This is a genomic window from Streptomyces sp. NPDC005794 (assembly GCF_042871445.1).
Lineage (GTDB): Bacteria > Actinomycetota > Actinomycetes > Streptomycetales > Streptomycetaceae > Streptomyces.
Genome location: NZ_JBIAIN010000003.1, coordinates 446,422 through 465,798, shown reverse-complemented (window position 1 = coordinate 465,798; position 19,377 = coordinate 446,422). Strand labels below are relative to the sequence as shown.

The following is a 19,377-nucleotide window of genomic DNA, read 5'->3' as shown; positions in this document are numbered from 1 at the left end:
CCCCACGATATGGCGTCACCGGGGATCCGCCCGGTCACCCCTTGTCGAGGTATTCCTCCCGGTCCTTGTCGAGCAGGGCGTCCAGCGCGATGCGCAGCTCCGGCAGCCGCTCGAGCCCGGGGTCGTCCGCGACGACACGGACGGCCTCCTCCCGGGCCGCCGCGATGACCTCCTCGTCGTCGATGACGCTGAGCACCCGCAGAGAGGAGCGGACCCCGGACTGCGCCTGGCCGAGGACATCGCCCTCGCGCCGCTGTTCGAGGTCGATCCGGGACAGCTCGAAGCCGTCGAGGGTGGCGGCGACCGCGGAGAGCCTGGCCCGGGCGGGACTCGCCTCGTGGGCCTCGCTGACCAGCAGGCAGAGGCCGGGGGCCGAGCCACGCCCCACGCGGCCCCGCAGCTGGTGCAGCTGGGAGACACCGAAGCGGTCGGCGTCCATGATCACCATCGCGGTGGCGTTGGGGACGTTCACCCCGACCTCGATGACGGTGGTGGCGACCAGGACGTCGACCTGGCCGGCGGCGAACCGGCGCATGACGCCGTCCTTGTCGTCGGGGTGCATCCTGCCGTGCAGCACCTCGATGCGGAGCCCGGTGAGCGGGCCCTTCCCGAGCTGCTCGGCGATCTCCAGCACGGCGAGCGGCGGCCGCTTCTCGGCGTCGTCGGCCGACGGGGCGTCGGCCTGCTTCTTCCCCTTCCCCTTCTCCGGGGCCTCGTCGGTGTCGTCCCCGATGCGGGGGCAGACGACGTACGCCTGGTGGCCGTTCTCCACCTCCTCGCGTACGCGTTCCCAGGCGCGGCTGAGGAAGTGCGGCTTGTCCTTGGCGGGGACCACATGGCTGGCGATGGGCGAGCGGCCGGCGGGAAGCTGGTCCAGGACGGAGGTCTCCAGGTCCCCGAAGACAGTCATCGCGACCGTACGGGGAATGGGTGTGGCCGTCATCACCAGCAGGTGGGGCGGCTGCTTCCCCTTGGAGCGGAGCGCGTCGCGCTGTTCCACTCCGAAGCGGTGCTGTTCGTCGACGACGACCAGACCGAGGTCGTGGAACTGGACCTTGTCCTCGATCAGCGCATGGGTGCCGATGACGATCCCGGCCTCGCCCGTGACCAGGTCGAGCAGCGCCTGCCGACGGGCCGGGACGCCCATCGAACCGGTGAGCAGCACCACTTTGGTGCCCCGGTCGGAGCCGCCCAGCATGCCGCCTTCCGCGAGCTCGCCCATCATCTCGGTGACGGACCGGTGGTGCTGCTGGGCGAGCACCTCGGTGGGGGCGAGCATCGCGGCCTGGCCGCCCGCGTCGACGACGGTGAGCATCGCGCGCAGGGCGACCATCGTCTTCCCCGACCCCACCTCGCCCTGCAGAAGCCGGTGCATCGGGTGTTCCGTCGCCAGGTCGCCGAAGATCTCTCCGGTGACCTTCTGCTGGCCTTCGGTGAGGGTGAAGGGCAGCTTGGCGTCGAAGGCGTCGAGCAGTCCGCCGGGGACGGATCTGCGGGCCACCGCGGGGAGCTGGGTGTCCGCGTAACGGCGGCGGGCGAGCGCGACCTGGAGGACGAAGGCCTCGTCCCACTTCAGCCGGTCCCGCGCGGCCGCGACGTCCGCCTTGGTCTGCGGGCGGTGGATCTTGAGCAGGGCCTCGGGCAGCGGGACGAATCCGCGTCCTTCCCGGAGCGTCGCGGGCAGCGGGTCGACGGCGTCCTGCGCGCTGGGCAGGACCGTGTCGACGGCCTTGGCGATCCGCCAGGAGTCGAGCTGCTTGCAGGCGGGGTAGATCGGCAGGAGCTGCCCGGCGAAGGCGTCGACGGCCTCGGTCACATCCGCGGCCTCGTCACTGTCCTTCGCGTCGAGGAGTTGGTACGTGGGGTGGGCGAGCTGCGTCTTCCTGTTGAAGACGGAGACCTTGCCCGCGAACATCGCCCGCCGGCCGGGGAGGAGTTCCTTGTGGGGCTTGTGGACGCCGTGTCCGAAGAAGACCAGCTGGAGCCTGCCGCTCCCGTCGGTGAGGGTGACCTCCAGGCGCTTCCCGCGGCCGTTGTTGAACATCATGATCCGCGCGTCGGCGACCTGGGCGACCACCGTCACGTGCTCGTCCAACGGGAGATCGGTGAGCGCCGTGAGACGGCCCCGCTCCTCGTAGCGCCGCGGGTAGTGGTGCAGCAGATCCCCGACCGTGTGCAGGTCGAGGTGTTCGGCCATCACCTTCGCGGTGGCTCCGCCGAGCAGCTTCTTGAGAGGTTCATCGAAAGCGGACACGCGGTCCATTGCACACCACGCCACTGACAGATGGTGCCGGGCGCAGCGCAGTGCGACGTGTCATTCGACGCCGATCAGCAGGGGTGCCGCCTGGTGGCCGCCCCGGTAGAAGACCGTGTCGACAGCCAGGTAGCCCTCGCGGATGTGGTCGCTCAGCTCGTCGGCCAGGGCCTCGGGCACGTCCTCCCCGAGGATCAGGGTGACGAGTTCGCCGCCCGCCGACAGCATCCGGTCCAGGACCGTGCGGGCCGTGCCGGGGACGTCCGCTCCGATGACGGCGACGTCCCCGTCGATCAGGCCGAGGATGTCGCCGGCCTGGCAGATGCCCGCCATGGTCCACGACTGCCGTTCGGCGACCGCCAGTTCGGCGTACCGGGTGGCGCCGGCCGCCGAGGTCATGGCGACGACGTCCTCGTCGAAGCTGCGGCCGGGTTCGTGGACGGCGAGCGCGGCGATGCCCTGGACCGCGGCGCGGGTGGGGACCAGGGCGACGCGGATGCCTTCGCTCCTCGCCTGTTCGGCGGCCGCGGCCGCTGTGTGGCGCAGCTGGGCGTCGTTGGGCAGCAGGACCACTTCGCGCGCGTGGGCCCGCCTGATGGCGTCGACCAGTTCGCCGCTGGCGGGCGGCTCGCCGGGGCGGGCCAGCACGGTGGTCGCCCCGGCCTCCGCGCACAGTCCGGAGAGCCCGTCGCCGGGTACCACCGCGACGACCGCGCGCTGGGCGGGTTCCCGGTGGGCCGTGCCCCGGTCGGCGGCGAAGTGGGTGATCCGGATCCGGTAGGGCCGGCCGGCCTCGACCCCGGCCTCGACGGCCGCCCCGGCGTCGTCGACATGGACGTGGACGTTCCACAGGCCGTCGCCGCCGACCACGACGAGGGAGTCCCCCAGGGCGTCCAGCCGGCTCCGCAGCCGGGCGACCGCGTCGTCAGGAGCCTCCAGCAGGTAGATGACCTCGAAGGCCGGCCCGCCGTCCGGGTCCGGGTCCGCACAGTCGCCGGTCAGGGGCAGGACGGCGGGTGCGGGCATGACGGCGCGCTCCCGCGCCCGTCCGCCGACCGCCTCCAGCAGTGCGCCGAGCACGGTCACCAGTCCCTGCCCGCCCGCGTCCACGACGCCCGCGCGCCCGAGGACGGCGAGCTGGCCGGGGGTGGCGGCCAGGGCCGCGCGCGCCCCTTCGTACGCCGCCTCGACCACGTCCCTGAGGCCGGCGCTCCCGTCCGTGGCCCCGGCCGCCTCGGCCGCGGCGGTGGCGACGGTGAGCACCGTGCCCTCGACGGGATGGGCGACGGCCAGCCGTGCCGCCGCGGCGGCCTCCTTCAGCGCGGTCCGCAGGTGAGGCGCGTCGCCCGAGTCGGACAGCACCGAGGCCATGCCGCGCAGCAGCTGGGCCAGGATGGTCCCGGAGTTCCCCCGGGCGCCGATCAGCGCGCCGTGCGCCATGGCCCGCACGGCGTCGGCGGGGGCGGGCACGGTGGAGGCGGTCTCGTGGGCGGCGAAGACCGCTTCGACGGCGGCGGCCGCCGACTCGACGGTCAGATACAGGTTGGTGCCGGTGTCCCCGTCGGCGACGGGATAGACGTTGATGGCGTCGATGGCCGCCCGCTCCCGGCCCAGGGCCTCCAGCGCCAGTGAGCACCAGGTGCGCACCGCGACGGCGTCAAGATCGTCGGGGAACTGCGGCACCGTTGGTCCTCCTTGGGGGCGGCCGTGGGGGGCTGGCTGCACCGCAGGGTAGCCGTCGTCCACGGGTCCGCCGGGCAGAGGTGCGGGACGGAGTGCCCGGGGAGCCATGGTAGTTTCGTACCTCCGACGCAGTCGTTGTATGCTGCTTCGGTTGCCCGACGAAAGTCGGGCCATTCCCCCGGTACCGCCACTTCAGTAAAATGATTCCGGCGTGCCGGAATTCACTGTAAGTGCATCTGAAGTCTTTGGAGTGACCCGTGGCTGCCAACTGCGACGTTTGCGGCAAGGGGCCGAGCTTCGGCAACAGCATTTCGCACTCGCACCGCCGTACGTCCCGTCGCTGGAATCCCAACATCCAGCGCGTGCGTGCCGTGGTCGGTCGGACGCCGAAGCGGCTCAACGTCTGCACCTCGTGCATCAAGGCCGGCAAGGTCGCGCGCTGACGTCCCCGTCGTAGCGCAGCCTTCCGGTTGCCCAAAAAGCCGGTCCACCTCGGTGGACCGGCTTTTTGCTGTGCTCTGCGTCAGCGGACCGGGCGTACGAGCCAGCCGTGGTCGACGGGGCCGATCCCGCCGCCCAGCGCGAAGCCGCCCTGGATCGCGCCGGTGACGTACTCCTTCGCGCCCCGCACGGCCGTCGGTACGTCCTGGCCACGGGCGAGTCCGCAGGCGATGGCGGAAGCCAGGGTGCAGCCGGTGCCGTGGGTGTGCCGGTTGTCGTGCCTCGGTGCGCGCAGCCAGTGCTCCTCACTGCCGTCCGTCAGCAGGTCCACGGCCTCGCCGGGCAGATGGCCGCCCTTGATCACCACCCAGCGCGGTCCGTACGCGAGGATCTCCGCCGCCGCCCGGCGCATCCCCGGCTCGTCGGTCACGGTGAGGCCGGTGAGCTGCGTCACCTCGTCGAGATTCGGGGTGGCGACCGTGGCGACGGGCAGCAGTTTCGTGCGTACGGAGTCGAGGGCCTCGGCGGCCAGCAGCGCGTCCCCATGCTTGGAGACTCCGACGGGGTCGACGACGACGGGTGCGCCGGTGCCCGCGAGGAGTTCCGCGACGAGGTCGACGAGCGCGGCGGAGGACAGCATGCCGGTCTTCACCGCCTGGACTCCGATGTCGTCGACGACGCTGCGGTACTGGGCGCGTACGGCGTCCGCCGGCAGTTCCCAGGCCCCCTGCACGCCCAGCGAGTTCTGAGCGGTCACCGCGGTCAGCACGCTCATTCCATGGGTGCCGAGGGCCAGCATCGTCTTCAGGTCGGCCTGGATGCCCGCACCGCCGCCGGAGTCGGATCCGGCGACGGTGAGGACACGGGGCGGTATCGGGGCAGCTGCGGTCATGCCCCGGAATCTACTGGGCGTCCTCGATGGATCCGAAATGGTCCCAGCCGCCCTTGCTCGTCCAGGGCGCCCCGTCGACGGTGACCTGGGGCAGCGCCGACGGTTTGAGGACCTCCCCGATGACCTTCCAGCGTGCGGGGAGCTTCACGTCGGCCGGGAACGTCGCCACGATCGCGTGGTCCTCGCCCCCGGTGAGCACCCACTGCAGCGGGTCGACCCCGACGGCCTGCCCGATGTCGGACATCTGCGAGGGGATGTCGATGAGCCCGGACCGCAGGTCGATGCGGACCTTGCTGGCCTCGGCGATGTGACCGAGGTCGGCGACGAGCCCGTCGCTGACGTCGGTCATGGCCGTGGCGCCCAGCCCGGCCGCCGCGGGGCCCGCGTGGTACGGCGGTTCGGGGCGCCGGTGCGCCTCGACGAACGCCCTCGGGGAACGGAACCCCCGGGAGAGCACGGCGAATCCGGCCGCGGACCAGCCGAGCCATCCGGTGACGGCCACGACGTCGCCGGGCCGGGCGCCGGCCCGGGTGACGGGCTCGTGGTTGCGCAGGTCGCCGAGCGCGGTGATCGCGACGGTGATGGTGTCGCCGCCGACCACGTCGCCGCCGACCACGGCCGCACCGGCGACCTGGCATTCGTCACGTAGTCCGTCCATCAGCTCGCCGGCCCAGGTGACCGGCAGGTCGGCCGGTACGACGAGGCCGAGGAGCAGCGCCGTGGGCACGGCGCCCATGGCCGCGATGTCGGCGAGGTTCTGGGCGGCGGCCTTGCGGCCGACGTCGTACGCGGTCGACCAGTCGCGGCGGAAGTGCCGCCCTTCCAGCAGGATGTCCGTACTGGCCACGACCCTGCGGTCGGGAGCGGCCACGACCGCGGCGTCGTCGCCGGGTCCCAGCCGTACCGCCGGAGTGGTGGTGAGCCGGGAAGTGAGCTCTCTGATGAGCCCGAACTCCCCCAACTCGCCCACGGTTCCCTTCACCGAGTCTCACCTCTCATCTATCGCACCGGACACCTGTCCGGGCTGCTTCAGCGGCCGGCGGCCCGGACCATGGGCGGACGGCCCACGGGAGCCGGTGGCCCCGGGACGTGCAGGCATCACTGTCCCCCCTTCCGCACCGGTGGGCTTGCGGTCGCGAGCCCCAACTGCTGTCGGTACCGTCAAGAGATACGTCAACTTCTGTGGTGCGTACGCCACGCTGAGGGCGTCAACCGGCCCGCAGGTCTCCCCGCGGCCCGAGGCAACGCGATAACGTGGCGTCCCTTTCCCCCACATGATCCTCGTGGCCGCCCTGGAGGTTCCGTGGTACAGGCGTACATCCTCATCCAGACCGAGGTGGGCAAGGCGTCGACCGTCGCCGAGACCATCGCAAAGCTTCCGGGAGTGATCCAGGCAGAAGACGTCACAGGCCCCTACGACGTGGTGGTGCGCGCGCAGGCCGACACGGTCGACGCACTCGGCCGCATGGTGGTCGCCAAGATCCAGCAGGTGGACGGCATCACGCGTACCCTGACCTGCCCGGTCGTCCACCTCTGACCCCTGTCTACGCTGGTCCGGTGACTCACACCCGCCGCCGGTCCCCCAGATCCCGCGTTCTCGCTGCGCCCGCCGCCCTGTTCGTCCTGATGGCGGCGGGCTGTTCCTCCGGCCCCTCGGTGGCGGTTCCCACGCCGTCGTCGGAGGCCGCCGGGTACTGCGAGAAGCTGCACGAGGAACTGCCGGAGACCGTCGCCGGGCTGGAACGGAGTGATCCCTCGCCGGATTCGGACCTGACCGCCGACTGGGGGGACGGGGCGATCGTACTGCGCTGCGGCGTCCCCCGGCCCGCGAAGATGGATGATTCCCAGTCCGAGGCCGTCGACGCGGACGGCGTCAACTGGCTGCTGGAACAGCCCGATGACACCGGCCCGCGGTTCACGACCACCTACCGCAAGGCGTACGTCGAGGTCACGCTCGGGACGGAGTACGCCCACGACATCACCCCGTTGTCCGCGTTCGCCGAGCCGGTGGAGAAGACGGTACCCGGCAGTCTCTGAGGCCCGGCCCGCGCGGGGGCGGTCCCGGTCCTCAAGGTCCTCCAGGCACTCCAGGCCCACCAGGCCCACCAGGCCCCCAGAGGTCAGCGCAGACCGGTGGAGCGGTTCAGCGCGGCCGTGATCAGCCGGTCCACCAGCTCCGGGTACTCCACACCGCTCGCCTGCCACATGCGGGGGAACATGGAGATCGGGGTGAAGCCCGGCATGGTGTTGATCTCGTTGATGACGAACGTGCCGTCCTCGGTGAGGAAGAAGTCGGCGCGCACGAGACCCTCGCAGGAGGCCGCTTCGAAGGCCTCGACGGCGAGCCGCCGCACCTCGGCCGTCTGCTCCTCGGTGAGCGGCGCGGGAACGAGGCCGGCCGCCGAGTCGATGTACTTGGCCTCGAAGTCGTAGAAGTCGTGCGCGGTGACGGGCGGGATCTCCGCGGGCACGCTGGCCCGCGGCCCGTCCTCGAACTCCAGCACGCCGCACTCGATCTCCCGGCCGCGCAGCAGGGACTCCACGAGGAACTTCGGGTCGTGCCGACGGGCCTCCTCGATCGCCTCGTCGAGCCCGGCGGCGTCGTCGACCTTGGTGATGCCCATGGAGGAGCCGCCGCGGGCGGGCTTGATGAAGAGCGGCCAGCCGTGTTCGGCCGCGAACTCCATGACGCGCTTGCGGGCGGCGGGGCGGTCCGACTCCCATTCCCGGGGGCGGACGACCTCGTACGGGCCGACCGGCAGCCCGAAGGAGGTGAACACCCGCTTCATGTACTCCTTGTCCTGGCCGACGGCCGAGGACAGGACACCGGCGCCGACGTAGGGCACACCGGAGAGCTCCAGGAGCCCCTGGAGCGTGCCGTCCTCGCCGTAGGGGCCGTGCAGCATGGGGAAGACGACGTCGACCTCACCCAGGACCGTGGGCACCGAACCGGGTTCGCCCACGACGACGTCCCGGTTGCCGGGGTCGACGGAGAGCGTCACGGCGCCCTGCCCGGACTCCGCCAGCTGGTCCACGTCGGGCACTCGCCGGTCCGTGATGGCCATGCGGGCCGGATCGTCGGACGTGAGGGCCCAACGTCCGTCCCTGGTGATGCCGATCGGCAGGACGTCGTACTTCGTCCGGTCGATGGCACTCATGATGGCACCGGCCGTGACGACCGAGATGCCGTGTTCGGAGCTCCGGCCGCCGAACACGACGGCCACACGCGGCTTACGGCCCGGCTCGGAGCTCTGCTCGGAGCTCAGCGGGCTCTCAGGGCTCTGGGGGAGGTTCTGGCTGCTCATATCGCGACGAGCGTACCTGCTGGTAGGGCTCGAGTCAGCGTCGCTCGGGCTTGGCGCTGCGCGACATCAGTTCCTTGAGCGCGACCACCGGCGGCTTGCCCTCGTGGACGATGCCGACGACCGTCTCGGTGATCGGCATGTCGACACCGTGCCTGCGCGCCAGATCGAGCACGGATTCGCAGGACTTGACGCCCTCGGCGGTCTGGCTCGTGACGGCGACGGTCTCCTGGAGCGTCATCCCGCGTCCGAGGTTGGTACCGAAGGTGTGGTTGCGCGAGAGCGGTGAGGAGCACGTCGCCACCAGGTCGCCGAGTCCGGCCAGTCCGGAGAAGGTGAGCGGGTCGGCGCCCATGGCGAGCCCCAGCCGGGTGGTCTCGGCGAGGCCGCGCGTGATGAGCGAGCCCTTGGCGTTGTCGCCGAGGCCCATGCCGTCGGCGATGCCCACGGCGAGACCGATGACGTTCTTCACGGCGCCGCCGAGCTCGCAGCCGACCACGTCGGTGTTGGTGTACGGCCGGAAGTACGGGGTGTGGCAGGCCGCCTGGAGGCGACGGGCGACGTCCTCGTCCGCGCAGGCGACGACAGCCGCGGCGGGGCGGCGTTCGGCGATCTCCTTGGCGAGGTTGGGGCCTGTGATGACGGCGATCCGGTCCGGGCCGACCTCGGTGACGTCCTGGATGACCTCGCTCATCCGCTTGGCCGTGCCGAGTTCGACGCCCTTCATCAGGGAGACGAGCACGGTGCCGGGCTCCAGATGCCGCGCCCAGTCGGCGAGGTTGGCGCGCAGGGTCTGAGAAGGCACGACCAGGACCGCGAAGTCGGCGCCGCGCAGCGCCTCGGCTGGGTCGGTCGTGGCCCGGACCGAGGCGGGCAGCTCGACGCCCGGCAGGTACTCCGGGTTCGTACGGGTCGTGTTGACGGCCTCGGCGACCTCCGCGCGACGGCCCCAGAGGGTGACCTCGCAACCGGCGTCGGCGAGGACCACGGCGAAGGCCGTACCCCATGAGCCGGTTCCGAAGACGGCCGCCTTTACGGGGTGCGTCACGTGGTTCCCTTTCCCTTGCCTTCTGCCTTGCGCCGCTGTTCAGCGCGGGCCTTGCGATGATCGTAGAGCTCGACGGGGGCCTTCTCACCGCGTACGTCCTCGAGCTGGGCGGTGATCGCGTCCATGATGGTCTCGGTCGCCTGACGCAGGACGTCGGGGGTCGGCTCCAGGCCGTAGTAGCGGGAGAGGTCGACCGGCGGACCGGCCTGCACCCGCAGGGTCTTGCGGGGGAACAGCTGGAGCTTGTTCTCCTTGGCGTAGGGCGGCATCGCGAGGTTGGCGCCCCACTGGGCGACGGGGATGACCGGGGCCTTGGTCATCAGCGCGACGCGGGCGGCGCCGGTCTTGCCGGCCATCGGCCACATGTCGGGGTCGCGGGTGAGCGTGCCTTCCGGATAGAAGGCGACGCATTCGCCACGCTCGACGGCGGCGACGGCGGCCCGGAAGGCGTCGAGTGCGTTGGTCGTCTCGCGGTACACGGGGATCTGCCCGGTGCCACGCAGGATCATGCCGACAAAGGGTGTCCTGAACAGTCCGGCCTTGGCGAGGAGCCGTGGCACGCGTCCGGTGTTGTACTGAAAATGCCCGTACGACAACGGGTCCAGATACGAGTTGTGATTGACCGCGGTGATGAATCCGCCATCGGCCGGAATGTGTTCCATTCCCCGCCAGTCCCGCTTGAACAGAACCACCAGGGGCGGTTTCGCGATGACCGCCGCCAGGCGGTACCAGAAGCCGATTCTGCGGCGGGACACTCGGACGCCTTCCTCTAGGAAACGAGCTGCTGTGCGGCTCGTGGCGGTGCTGTCCTGCCCCGGGCCCCTGCTGTGTGGAGAACACCGTACGCCTCACCCGTGGGGGCGGACCTCCGGGTTGTCGTACCGGCAGGGGAGAATATGGGCTGACGCGTACGGAGGGGGAGATCGCCACGAACACCGACCCGACCGGCCCCTGGTCCCTGGTCGTCCCGCTGAAACCGCTCGCACGGGCCAAGAGCAGGCTCGGCCGGGCGGTGGGCGGGGATCTGCGTCCGCGCCTGGCCCTGGCGTTCGCCCAGGACACCGTGTCGGCCGCGCTGTCCTGCGGGGCGGTGGGGGATGTGGTGGTCGTCACGGACGACCCGGTGGCCGGAGCGGCGCTGGCCGCGCTCGGCGCGCGCACGGTGGCCGACACCCCGGCGGCCGGGCTCAACGCGGCACTGCGGCACGGTGCGCGATCGGTGCGGGTGCGGCGCGGGGACGCGGCGGTGGCCGTGCTCAACGCGGATCTGCCCGCCCTGCGTCCCGACGAATTGGCGCGGGTGCTCGAATTCTCCGCCGCATTTCCCCGCACATTCATCAGTGATGCGCAGGGAATCGGCACCACATTTCTTTCCGCGTCGCCCGGGACGGAATTGGGGCCGGCTTTCGGAGGGGCGTCACGGGTGCGGCACCTGGCGTCGGGGGCGGTGGAGGTCACCCTGCCGGGCCTTGATTCGGTCCGCAGGGACGTGGACACGGGCGACGATCTGGGCGCGGCGCTCGCGCTGGGCGTGGGGCGGTTCACCGCGGAGCTGACGGCCCCGGCGGTGCCTGCCGCCGAGCGATAGGCTGCCGCGCATGCAGGCGACCTCGTTCACGTACGACTCCGAGACCCGCACCGGCAGCGTGCTGCTCGACGACGGCACCCCGGTGGACTTCGACGCACCCGCGTTCGACGCGGGAGGGCTGCGGCTGCTGCGTCCGGGGCAGCGGGTGCGTATCGAGACCGAGGGCGAGGGTGCCTCGCTGCGGATCACCCTGGTGACGTTGCAGACGCTCTGAAACGGCCCTTGAACAGCCCGCGGGCCGGGCTCCCCGAGGGGAGCCCGGCCCGGCGCGTATGAGGAACGAGCGGTGCTCGGTCTCACTTCTTGCGTGCGGTGACCTTCTTGGCTGTGGTCGTGCGTGCCGTGGTCTTCTTCGCGGGCGCCTTCTTCGCCGTGGTCTTCTTGGCGGGCGCCGTCTTGGCGGCGACGGCCTTCTTGGTCGCCGTCGCCTTCTTCGCCGGGGTCGCCTTCTTCGCCGCCGCCGACGTGGTCTTCTTGGCCGTGGCGGTGGCCTTCTTGGCGGTCGTGGCCTTCCTGGCCGGGGCCGTCTTCTTCGCGGCCGCCGTGGTCTTCTTGGCGGCGGCGGTGGCCTTCTTGGCGGTGGCCTTCTTCGCTGCCGCCTTCGCCGTCGTACGGGTGGAAGAACCGCCCGAGAGGCTGCCCTTGGGAGCCTTCTTCACGGCCACGTCGTTCTTGGGGAGCTTCTTGGAGCCGCTCACCAGGTCCTTGAACCCCTGTCCCGCACGGAAACGGGGCACGGAGGTCTTCTTGACCCGTACGCGCTCGCCCGTCTGCGGGTTGCGGGCGTACCGGGCGGGGCGGTCGACCTTCTCGAACGAGCCGAAGCCCGTGACCGAGACACGGTCTCCCGCGACAACCGCACGGACGATCGCGTCGAGTACCACGTCGACAGCGTCTGCGGCCTGCTGGCGGCCACCGACCTTGTCGGCAATCGCTTCTACGAGCTGCGCCTTGTTCACGTCTTCCCCTTCGGAGACATTGCCCGGAACGAAACTGTTCAGGCTTTTTCGCACGTTAGGCAGATATATACCGCAAATCAAACACGAAACGGGCTAATCACCCTAGTGCCGCAACGAAGTCGACCGCTGCGCTCTCCGCAGAGTCAGTCACCTTCGGGGAATCGGCCCTCATCGAGGTCCTTCATCAACCGGTCCAGACGCCTTGCCGCGCCTGGGAGATCGTGCTTAGCCGCGGCCGTGACGACCAGCAGCTTCCGGGACAGCGCCATCCGTACGCCCTCCGGGACTTGCAGTGCGCGCACCTTTGCGTGCGCTTCTTTCAGTCGGTCGGCGACTTGGCCATAGAGCTCGAGTTGGCTGTCGCGTTCCATGCACCGATTGTGCCATCTGGGGCGAGTTGTCGCCCGAGGGGGTCTCAACAAGCGACTGCGCCCCCTGTCGGCAGACAGGGGGCGCAGTTCGGGAAAAGCGCTGCTCAGACGTCAATTGTGCGGGGCTTGTGGGACGGCCTGGCCGCCTCGTAAGTCACAATGTCCGCTTCGTTCTGAAGAGTGAGGCTGATGTCGTCGAGCCCGTTCAGCAGTCGCCAGCGGGCGTTCTCGTCGAGCTCGAAGTCGGCCGTGACGCCGTCCGCGAGGACCTGCCGCTTCTCCAGGTCGACGGTGACCTCGGCCGTGGGGTCGGCCTCGGTCAGCTCCCAGAGCCTGTCGACGACCCGCTGGTCGAGGACGACGGTCAACAGACCGTTCTTCAGGGAGTTGCCGCGGAAGATGTCGGCGAAGCGCGAGGAGATGACCGTCTTGAAGCCGAAGTTCTGCAGCGCCCAGACGGCGTGCTCACGCGAGGAGCCCGTGCCGAAGTCGGGACCGGCGACCAGCACCGAGGCGCCCTTGCGCTCGGGGCGGTTGAGGACGAAGTTCTCGTCCTTGCGCCAGGCCTCGAAGAGCCCGTCCTCGAAGCCGTCGCGGGTGACCTTCTTCAGCCAGTGCGCGGGGATGATCTGGTCGGTGTCGACGTTGCTGCGGCGCAGCGGGACGGCCCGGCCGGTGTGTGCGATGAATGCTTCCATGACTCTCAGACTCCGGCGGGCGTACGGACGTCGGACAGATCGGCGGGCGAGGCCAGATGGCCCAGCACGGCGGTGGCGGCGGCGACCTGCGGGGAGACCAGGTGGGTACGGCCGCCTTTGCCCTGCCTGCCCTCGAAGTTCCGGTTCGACGTGGAGGCGGAGCGCTCACCGGGGGCCAGCTGGTCGGGGTTCATGCCGAGGCACATCGAGCAGCCCGCGTGCCGCCATTCGGCGCCGGCGGCGGTGAAGACCTTGTCCAGGCCCTCCTCGACGGCCTGCAGGGCGACCCGGACGGAACCCGGGACGACCAGCATCCGTACGCCGTCGGCGACTTTGCGGCCGTCCAGGACCGAGGCCGCGTTACGCAGGTCCTCGATGCGCCCGTTGGTGCACGAACCTACGAACACGGTGTCCACGTCGATCTCGCGCAGCGGCTGGCCGGCGGTCAACCCCATGTACTCCAGGGCCTTTTCGGCGGCGTGGCGCTCCGAGGCGTCCTCGTACGAAGCGGGGTCGGGGACGTTCGCCGACAGCGGCGCACCCTGGCCGGGGTTGGTGCCCCAGGTGACGAACGGCGCGAGTGCGGTGCCGTCGATGACGACCTCGGCGTCGAAGACGGCGTCGTCGTCGGTGCGCAGCGTCTTCCAGTACTCCACCGCGGCGTCCCAGTCCTTGCCCTCGGGGGCGTGGTCACGGCCCCGCAGATAGGCGAAGGTGGTCTCGTCGGGGGCGATCATGCCCGCGCGGGCGCCGGCCTCGATCGACATGTTGCAGATGGTCATCCGGGCTTCCATCGACAGCTTCTCGATGGCGGGGCCGCGGTACTCGAGGATGTAACCCTGGCCGCCGCCGGTGCCGATCCGGGCGATGATGGCCAGGATGAGGTCCTTGGCGGTGACGCTGTCGGGGAGTTCTCCCTCGACGGTGATCGCCATGGTCCTGGGGCGGGCCAGCGGCAGCGTCTGGGTGGCCAGGACGTGCTCGACCTGGCTGGTGCCGATACCGAAGGCCAGCGCTCCGAACGCGCCGTGGGTGGAGGTGTGGGAGTCACCGCAGACGACCGTGGTGCCGGGCTGGGTCAGGCCGAGCTGCGGGCCGACCACGTGCACGACACCCTGCTCGACGTCACCCAGCGGGTGCAGCCGGACGCCGAAGTCCGCGCAGTTCTTGCGCAGGGTCTCCAGCTGGGCGCGGGAGACCGGGTCGGCGATCGGCTTGTCGATGTCGAGGGTCGGGGTGTTGTGGTCCTCGGTCGCGATGGTGAGGTCGAGCCGCCGCACCGGACGGCCGGCCTGGCGCAGACCGTCGAACGCCTGCGGGCTGGTCACCTCGTGCAGCAGGTGCAGATCGATGAAGAGGAGGTCGGGCTCGCCATCGGCGCGCCGGACGACGTGGTCGTCCCAGACCTTCTCCGCGAGTGTCCTACCCATCGCTTTCCCTCCGGCCGGCGTCGTCGCCGGCCCAACTAGAGATTTCGGGTGCCGCCGTCCTGACCCCCGAGCGGGGCGGTGGCTGCGGGCCGTTGTACGGCCGCCTGTACAGGTTCGCAACTTCCGGGGAAAATTGAACTTGCGTTTCACAGAGTGAGACGCGAGTATCGTCGTATGGACAACTCTAGCGGCGTCGGCGTTCTCGACAAGGCAGCTCTGGTATTGAGCGCCCTGGAGTCCGGTCCGGCCACCCTCGCCGGGCTGGTCGCGGCGACAGGGCTCGCACGGCCCACGGCACACCGACTGGCCGTGGCACTCGAACACCACCGGATGGTGGCGAGGGACATGCAGGGCCGTTTCATTCTCGGCCCCCGGCTCGCGGAACTCGCGGCCGCGGCCGGCGAGGACCGCCTCCTGGCGACGGCCGGACCCGTACTCACACATCTGCGGGACATCACCGGCGAGAGCGCGCAGCTCTACCGCCGGCAGGGCGACATGCGGATCTGCGTGGCGGCGGCGGAGCGGCTGTCCGGACTGCGGGACACCGTGCCGGTCGGCTCCACGCTCACGATGAAGGCGGGCTCCTCCGCACAGATCCTGATGGCCTGGGAGGAACCGGAGCGTCTGCACCGGGGCCTCCAGGGTGCCCGCTTCACGGCGACCGCCCTCTCCGGCGTACGGCGGCGGGGCTGGGCCCAGTCGATCGGCGAGCGCGAGCCGGGCGTGGCCTCGGTCTCGGCCCCGGTCCGCGGGCCGTCGAACCGGGTGGTCGCCGCGGTGTCCGTCTCCGGGCCGATCGAGCGGCTCACCCGCCACCCGGGCCGGATGCACGCCCAGGCCATCATCGACTCGGCCGCGAGGCTGAGCGAGGCGCTGCGCCGCACGGGCTGACCCGACCCGCCTCGTCCCCTCCGGCCGCCCCAGCGTCGTGGCGGCCCAAGTCACCTGTCCCGCAAGGGACATGGGCGTTGCGCACGCACGCAGAAGGCCCCCCACCGAAGTGAAGGGCCTTACTGTACTGCCGTGTTGTACCCCCGACCGGATTCGAACCGGCGCTACTGCCGTGAGAGGGCAGCGTGCTAGGCCGCTACACAACGGGGGCTTGTTTACTGCTGACTTGCGCTGGGCTACCAGGACTCGAACCTAGAATGACGGTACCAGAAACCGTAGTGTTGCCAATTACACCATAGCCCATAGTGTGACAAGTACCCCCGACCGGATTCGAACCGGCGCTACTGCCGTGAGAGGGCAGCGTGCTAGGCCGCTACACAACGGGGGCCCTAGCGATCCTGCATCGAAAACGTGGGTGCGACCCAGGTGTTCTCGCGGGAAGGATCTGTACCCCCGACCGGATTCGAACCGGCGCTACTGCCGTGAGAGGGCAGCGTGCTAGGCCGCTACACAACGGGGGCTTGTTACTTCGGTCTTACGCTGGGCTACCAGGACTCGAACCTAGAATGACGGTACCAGAAACCGTAGTGTTGCCAATTACACCATAGCCCACTGAAACGCAACCCCTGAGGGCTCTGTTTCTGTCTGCGCTTCCCGGCCGGATCTTTCGGCCCGCCCGGGTGGCGCAGGAAGAACATTACCTGAAGGTGTCCGGCGCTCCAAAACGGGTATCGCCCACCAGCAGGCCGGGAAGCTCGTCCAGACCGGTGATCCGCACGAGTTCGGGACGCCCTCCCCGCCCCTCGCGGTCCAGCCAGATCCCCGTCAGTCCCGCGGCCACCGCGCCGCCCGCGTCGATGTCGGGCTCGTTGCCGACGTACGCCACCTCGCGCGGGTCGAGCTCCAGCACCGCACAGGCGGCGTGGAACGCTCCCGCGTCCGGCTTGGAGACACCCAGCTCGACGGCGCACACCACGGCCTCGAAGCGGTCCCGCACCCCGAGGGCGCGCAGCTTGCGGTCCTGGTTGTGGATGCTGGAGTTGGACAGGACGGCGTGGCGGAAGCTCCCCGCCAGCCGGTCCAGGACCGGCAGGGTGTCCGGGAAGAGCGCCCACGCGGCCTCGTAGTGGGCGGCGTGCCGGCCGAACCAGTCATCGGCCTCGGCGTCACTCAGCCACCGCCCGAGAAACGCGCGTACGCGCTCCCGGCGCTGCCCCTGGAAGTCGAGCTCCCCGGCGGCGAAGCGCGCCCACTGCACATCCGTGATGGCCTTCCACGCGTCGAGGGCACGCTCCAGGCCGTCATACCCCTCGGGACAGCCCTCGTGCTCCAGATGCTTGCGCATACCGATGCGGTCGGCTCCGGAGTAGTCGAAGATCGTGTCGTCGATGTCCCAGAGGACCGCGCGGATGGCCATGCGGCGAACCTACCCGTCCCGGGGCACGGGGATGCGCCGGGACGGTCCCACGCCGCGCACGCCGGAGGCCGGGACTCCCCCAAGGGAATCCCGGCCTCCGGCGTGCGCGGAAGAGCCGCGCGACAGACCTACGCGGCCAGCTTCGCCAGCGCCGCGTCGATGCGGGCGATCGTCTTCTCGCGGCCCAGGATCTCCAGGGACTCGAAGAGCGGCAGCCCGACCGTACGGCCGGTGACGGCGACGCGGACCGGGGCCTGCGCCTTGCCGAGCTTCAGGCCGTGCTGCTCGCCGGCGGCGAGGACGGCGGCCTTGAGGGCCTCCGCGTTCCACTCGGCGGCGATCAGTCCGGCACGGGCCGTGACGAGGAGGGCGTCGGAGCCCTCCTTCATGGCCTTGTTCCAGGACGCCTCGTCCTCGACGGGCTCGTCCAGGAAGAGGAAGTCGACGTTGGCCGTGATGTCCGAGAGGACCGTCACCCGGGTCTGGGCGTGCGGGGCGATCTCGGCGAACTGCGCCGCGTCGAAGGCTTCCGGCGCCCAGGGGGCGAAGGGGGCCTTCAGCCAGGGGCCGCACGCCTCGGTGAAGGTGTTCACGTCGAGCATGCGCAGGTGCTCGGCGTTGATGTGCTCGGCCTTCTTCAGGTCGAAGCGGGCCGGGTTGGCGTTGACGTCGGCGATGTCGAACGCGGCGACCAGCTCGTCCCGGTTGAAGATGTCGCGGTCCTCGGCGATCGACCAGCCGAGGAGGGACAGGTAGTTGACCAGACCCTCGGCCAGGAAGCCACGCTCGCGGTAGAGGTTGAGCGAGGCCTGCGGGTCACGCTTGGAGAGCTTCTTGTTGCCCTCCCCCATGACGTACGGGAGGTGACCGAAGGCAGGGGTGTCCTTGGCGACGCCCAGTTCGATGAGCGCCCGGTAGAGGGCGATCTGGCGCGGGGTGGAGGAGAGCAGGTCCTCGCCGCGCAGGACGTGCGTGATCTCCATCAGGGCGTCGTCGACCGGGTTGACGAGCGTGTAGAGAGGAGCGCCGTTGGCACGGACGATGCCGTAGTCCGGGAGGTTCTCCGGCTGGACCGTGATGTCGCCGCGGACCAGGTCGGTGAAGGTGATCGCCTCGTCGGGCATCCGGAAGCGGACGATCGATGTGCGGCCCTCTGCCTCGTACGCGGCCTTCTGCTCGTCGCTCAGGTCGCGGCAGTGACCGTCGTAGCCCGAGGGCTTGCCGGCCGCGCGGGCGGCGTCGCGGCGGGCGTCGAGCTCCTCGGTGGTGCAGTAGCACGGGTACGCGTGCCCGGCGGCCAGGAGCTTCTCCGCGACGTCCTTGTAGAGGTCCATCCGCTGCGACTGACGGTACGGGGCGTGCGGGCCGCCGGTCTCGGGGCCCTCGTCCCAGTCGAGGCCGAGCCAGCGCATCGAGTCGAGCAGCTGCTCGTAGGACTCCTCGGAGTCACGGGCCGCGTCGGTGTCCTCGATGCGGAAGACCAGGGTGCCCTGGTGGTGCCGGGCGAAGGCCCAGTTGAAGAGAGCTGTCCGGACCAGGCCCACGTGGGGGTTGCCCGTGGGGGAAGGACAGAAACGTACACGGACGGGGGCGTTAACCACGCTTGATCACCTTGTTGGTGAGAGTGCCGATGCCTTCGATGGTGACGGCGACCTCGTCGCCGACGTGCAGGGGCCCGACCCCTGCGGGGGTCCCGGTGAGGATCACGTCGCCCGGGAGCAGCGTCATGGCTTCCGTGATGTGGACGACCAGGTCCTCGATCGACCGGACCATGTCGCTCGTACGGCCGAGCTGACGTTGCTCACCGTTGACCGTGGCCTGGATGGCCAGGTTGCCGGGGTCGAGGTCGGTCTCCACCCAGGGGCCGAGCGGGCAGGAGGTGTCGAAGCCCTTCGCCCGGGCCCACTGGCTCTCGCGTCGCTGGACGTCACGCGCGGTGACGTCGTTGGCGCAGGTGTAGCCGAAGATGACGTCCTTGACGCGCTCCCGCGGGACCTCACGGCACATGCGGCCGATCACCACGGCCAGCTCGGCCTCGTAATGCAGTTCCTCGGAGAAGGAGGGGAACTCGATGGAGTCGCCCGAGCCGATCACCGAGGTGGTGGGCTTGAAGAAGGCGACGGGCACATCCGGGACCTCGTTGCCCATCTCGGCGGCGTGTTCCGCGTAGTTGCGGCCGATGGCCACGACCTTGTTGGGGAGCACGGGCGGCAGGAGCCGGACCTTCTTCAGCGGGACCTTGGTCCCGGAGAGCTCGAAGTCGGCGTACGGGATGCCCTTGATGATGTCGAGGACGAGGCTGTCGGGGCTGTCGCCCTCGACCGCGCCGAAGGCGACATTGCCGTCGATGGAGAACCTGGCGATGCGCACGGGATGCTGTCGCCCCTCACTTGCTGGCTGGCT

General features: G+C 70.3%; 20 protein-coding genes and 5 tRNA genes. 6 read left to right on the top strand and 19 right to left on the bottom strand.

Going from position 1 to position 19,377, the window contains the following annotated elements:
* Window positions 1-34: 34 nt before the first annotated feature.
* Window positions 35-2,263 carry an ATP-dependent DNA helicase RecG gene (gene recG, locus ACFYQ5_RS06845; RefSeq protein ID WP_389194127.1) on the bottom strand — a complete coding sequence of 743 codons (2,229 nt, stop codon included), beginning with the start codon at window positions 2,261-2,263 and terminating at the stop codon, window positions 35-37.
* A gap of 51 nt (window positions 2,264-2,314) precedes the next feature.
* On the bottom strand, window positions 2,315-3,937 hold the full coding sequence (locus ACFYQ5_RS06840; protein ID WP_389194124.1) for a DAK2 domain-containing protein: 1,623 nt from the start codon (window positions 3,935-3,937) through the stop codon (window positions 2,315-2,317).
* Between the two features lie 257 nt (window positions 3,938-4,194).
* Between ACFYQ5_RS06840 and rpmB the strand changes: the two genes are divergently transcribed.
* Window positions 4,195-4,380, top strand: a complete 186-nt coding sequence (gene rpmB, locus ACFYQ5_RS06835) for a 50S ribosomal protein L28 (protein ID WP_003965989.1) — start codon at window positions 4,195-4,197, stop codon at window positions 4,378-4,380.
* A gap of 80 nt (window positions 4,381-4,460) precedes the next feature.
* On the opposite strand, the gene thiD is transcribed toward rpmB, so the two are convergent.
* Window positions 4,461-5,270: a bifunctional hydroxymethylpyrimidine kinase/phosphomethylpyrimidine kinase gene (gene thiD, locus ACFYQ5_RS06830; RefSeq protein WP_389194121.1), complete on the bottom strand. Its 810-nt coding sequence runs from the start codon at window positions 5,268-5,270 to the stop codon at window positions 4,461-4,463.
* Between the two features lie 10 nt (window positions 5,271-5,280).
* A complete protein-coding gene (locus tag ACFYQ5_RS06825; RefSeq protein ID WP_389194118.1) occupies window positions 5,281-6,252 on the bottom strand; it encodes a thiamine-phosphate kinase in 972 nt (323 codons plus the stop codon).
* Between the two features lie 321 nt (window positions 6,253-6,573).
* Between ACFYQ5_RS06825 and ACFYQ5_RS06820 the strand changes: the two genes are divergently transcribed.
* Both ACFYQ5_RS06820 and ACFYQ5_RS06815 read left to right on the top strand, forming a co-directional pair.
* Complete coding sequence (locus tag ACFYQ5_RS06820) at window positions 6,574-6,807, top strand: Lrp/AsnC family transcriptional regulator (RefSeq protein ID WP_389194116.1); 234 nt, start codon at window positions 6,574-6,576, stop codon at window positions 6,805-6,807.
* Window positions 6,808-6,827: 20 nt separating this feature from the next.
* Entirely contained in the window at window positions 6,828-7,307 is a 480-nt protein-coding gene (locus ACFYQ5_RS06815; protein WP_389194113.1) for a DUF3515 domain-containing protein, read from the top strand.
* A gap of 83 nt (window positions 7,308-7,390) precedes the next feature.
* Here the strand turns inward: ACFYQ5_RS06815 and ACFYQ5_RS06810 are convergent, their stop codons facing one another.
* Genes ACFYQ5_RS06810 through ACFYQ5_RS06800 form a run of 3 tightly spaced genes read right to left on the bottom strand, consistent with a single transcriptional unit; the run spans window position 7,391 to window position 10,375 of the window.
* Complete coding sequence (locus tag ACFYQ5_RS06810; protein WP_389194110.1) at window positions 7,391-8,575, bottom strand: D-alanine--D-alanine ligase family protein; 1,185 nt, start codon at window positions 8,573-8,575, stop codon at window positions 7,391-7,393.
* Window positions 8,576-8,609: 34 nt separating this feature from the next.
* Window positions 8,610-9,620: an NAD(P)H-dependent glycerol-3-phosphate dehydrogenase gene (locus ACFYQ5_RS06805; protein WP_389194107.1), complete on the bottom strand. Its 1,011-nt coding sequence runs from the start codon at window positions 9,618-9,620 to the stop codon at window positions 8,610-8,612.
* Window positions 9,617-10,375: a lysophospholipid acyltransferase family protein gene (locus ACFYQ5_RS06800; protein ID WP_389194104.1), complete on the bottom strand. Its 759-nt coding sequence runs from the start codon at window positions 10,373-10,375 to the stop codon at window positions 9,617-9,619. Before ACFYQ5_RS06800 ends, ACFYQ5_RS06805 begins: the two co-directional genes overlap by 4 nt.
* 146 nt (window positions 10,376-10,521) lie before the next feature.
* On the opposite strand from ACFYQ5_RS06800, the gene cofC reads away from it, so the two are divergent.
* Window positions 10,522-11,208: a 2-phospho-L-lactate guanylyltransferase gene (gene cofC / locus ACFYQ5_RS06795; RefSeq protein WP_389194259.1), complete on the top strand. Its 687-nt coding sequence runs from the start codon at window positions 10,522-10,524 to the stop codon at window positions 11,206-11,208.
* Window positions 11,209-11,218: 10 nt separating this feature from the next.
* Entirely contained in the window at window positions 11,219-11,422 is a 204-nt protein-coding gene (locus ACFYQ5_RS06790; RefSeq protein ID WP_147959669.1) for a hypothetical protein, read from the top strand.
* Between the two features lie 82 nt (window positions 11,423-11,504).
* Here ACFYQ5_RS06790 and ACFYQ5_RS06785 read toward each other — a convergent pair whose 3' ends face one another.
* The 4 genes from ACFYQ5_RS06785 to leuC form a co-directional block, all read right to left on the bottom strand.
* The gene (locus ACFYQ5_RS06785; RefSeq protein WP_389194101.1) at window positions 11,505-12,167 is read right to left on the bottom strand and encodes an HU family DNA-binding protein; all 663 of its coding nucleotides are present in this window, start codon (window positions 12,165-12,167) and stop codon (window positions 11,505-11,507) included.
* 143 nt (window positions 12,168-12,310) lie between these two features.
* Complete coding sequence (locus ACFYQ5_RS06780) at window positions 12,311-12,538, bottom strand: hypothetical protein (RefSeq protein ID WP_031100634.1); 228 nt, start codon at window positions 12,536-12,538, stop codon at window positions 12,311-12,313.
* Window positions 12,539-12,642: 104 nt separating this feature from the next.
* Window positions 12,643-13,236, bottom strand: coding sequence for a 3-isopropylmalate dehydratase small subunit (leuD, locus tag ACFYQ5_RS06775; RefSeq protein ID WP_389194099.1), 594 nt, complete (start codon window positions 13,234-13,236; stop codon window positions 12,643-12,645).
* Window positions 13,237-13,241: 5 nt separating this feature from the next.
* Window positions 13,242-14,666, bottom strand: coding sequence for a 3-isopropylmalate dehydratase large subunit (gene leuC, locus ACFYQ5_RS06770; protein WP_389194096.1), 1,425 nt, complete (start codon window positions 14,664-14,666; stop codon window positions 13,242-13,244).
* A 174-nt stretch (window positions 14,667-14,840) separates the two neighbouring features.
* Here leuC and ndgR point away from each other — a divergent pair, with 174 nt between their 5' ends.
* Window positions 14,841-15,557 carry an IclR family transcriptional regulator NdgR gene (gene ndgR, locus ACFYQ5_RS06765; RefSeq protein WP_033303994.1) on the top strand — a complete coding sequence of 239 codons (717 nt, stop codon included), beginning with the start codon at window positions 14,841-14,843 and terminating at the stop codon, window positions 15,555-15,557.
* A 138-nt stretch (window positions 15,558-15,695) separates the two neighbouring features.
* On the opposite strand, the gene ACFYQ5_RS06760 is transcribed toward ndgR, so the two are convergent.
* From ACFYQ5_RS06760 to ACFYQ5_RS06725, 8 genes are all read right to left on the bottom strand, one after another.
* Window positions 15,696-15,768: transfer RNA gene (locus tag ACFYQ5_RS06760), tRNA-Glu, on the bottom strand.
* A 20-nt stretch (window positions 15,769-15,788) separates the two neighbouring features.
* Window positions 15,789-15,860, bottom strand: a tRNA-Gln gene (locus ACFYQ5_RS06755).
* Between the two features lie 12 nt (window positions 15,861-15,872).
* Window positions 15,873-15,945, bottom strand: a tRNA-Glu gene (locus ACFYQ5_RS06750).
* A 60-nt stretch (window positions 15,946-16,005) separates the two neighbouring features.
* A tRNA-Glu gene (locus tag ACFYQ5_RS06745) sits at window positions 16,006-16,078 on the bottom strand.
* Between the two features lie 19 nt (window positions 16,079-16,097).
* A tRNA-Gln gene (locus tag ACFYQ5_RS06740) sits at window positions 16,098-16,169 on the bottom strand.
* Between the two features lie 85 nt (window positions 16,170-16,254).
* Window positions 16,255-16,974 (bottom strand): HAD family hydrolase, encoded by a 720-nt coding sequence (locus tag ACFYQ5_RS06735; protein WP_389194094.1) that lies wholly within the window; start codon window positions 16,972-16,974, stop codon window positions 16,255-16,257.
* A 128-nt stretch (window positions 16,975-17,102) separates the two neighbouring features.
* Window positions 17,103-18,575, bottom strand: a complete 1,473-nt coding sequence (gltX, locus tag ACFYQ5_RS06730; protein WP_389194091.1) for a glutamate--tRNA ligase — start codon at window positions 18,573-18,575, stop codon at window positions 17,103-17,105.
* A complete protein-coding gene (locus tag ACFYQ5_RS06725) occupies window positions 18,568-19,344 on the bottom strand; it encodes a fumarylacetoacetate hydrolase family protein (protein WP_389194088.1) in 777 nt (258 codons plus the stop codon). Before ACFYQ5_RS06725 ends, gltX begins: the two co-directional genes overlap by 8 nt.
* Between the last annotated feature and the right edge of the window lie 33 nt (window positions 19,345-19,377).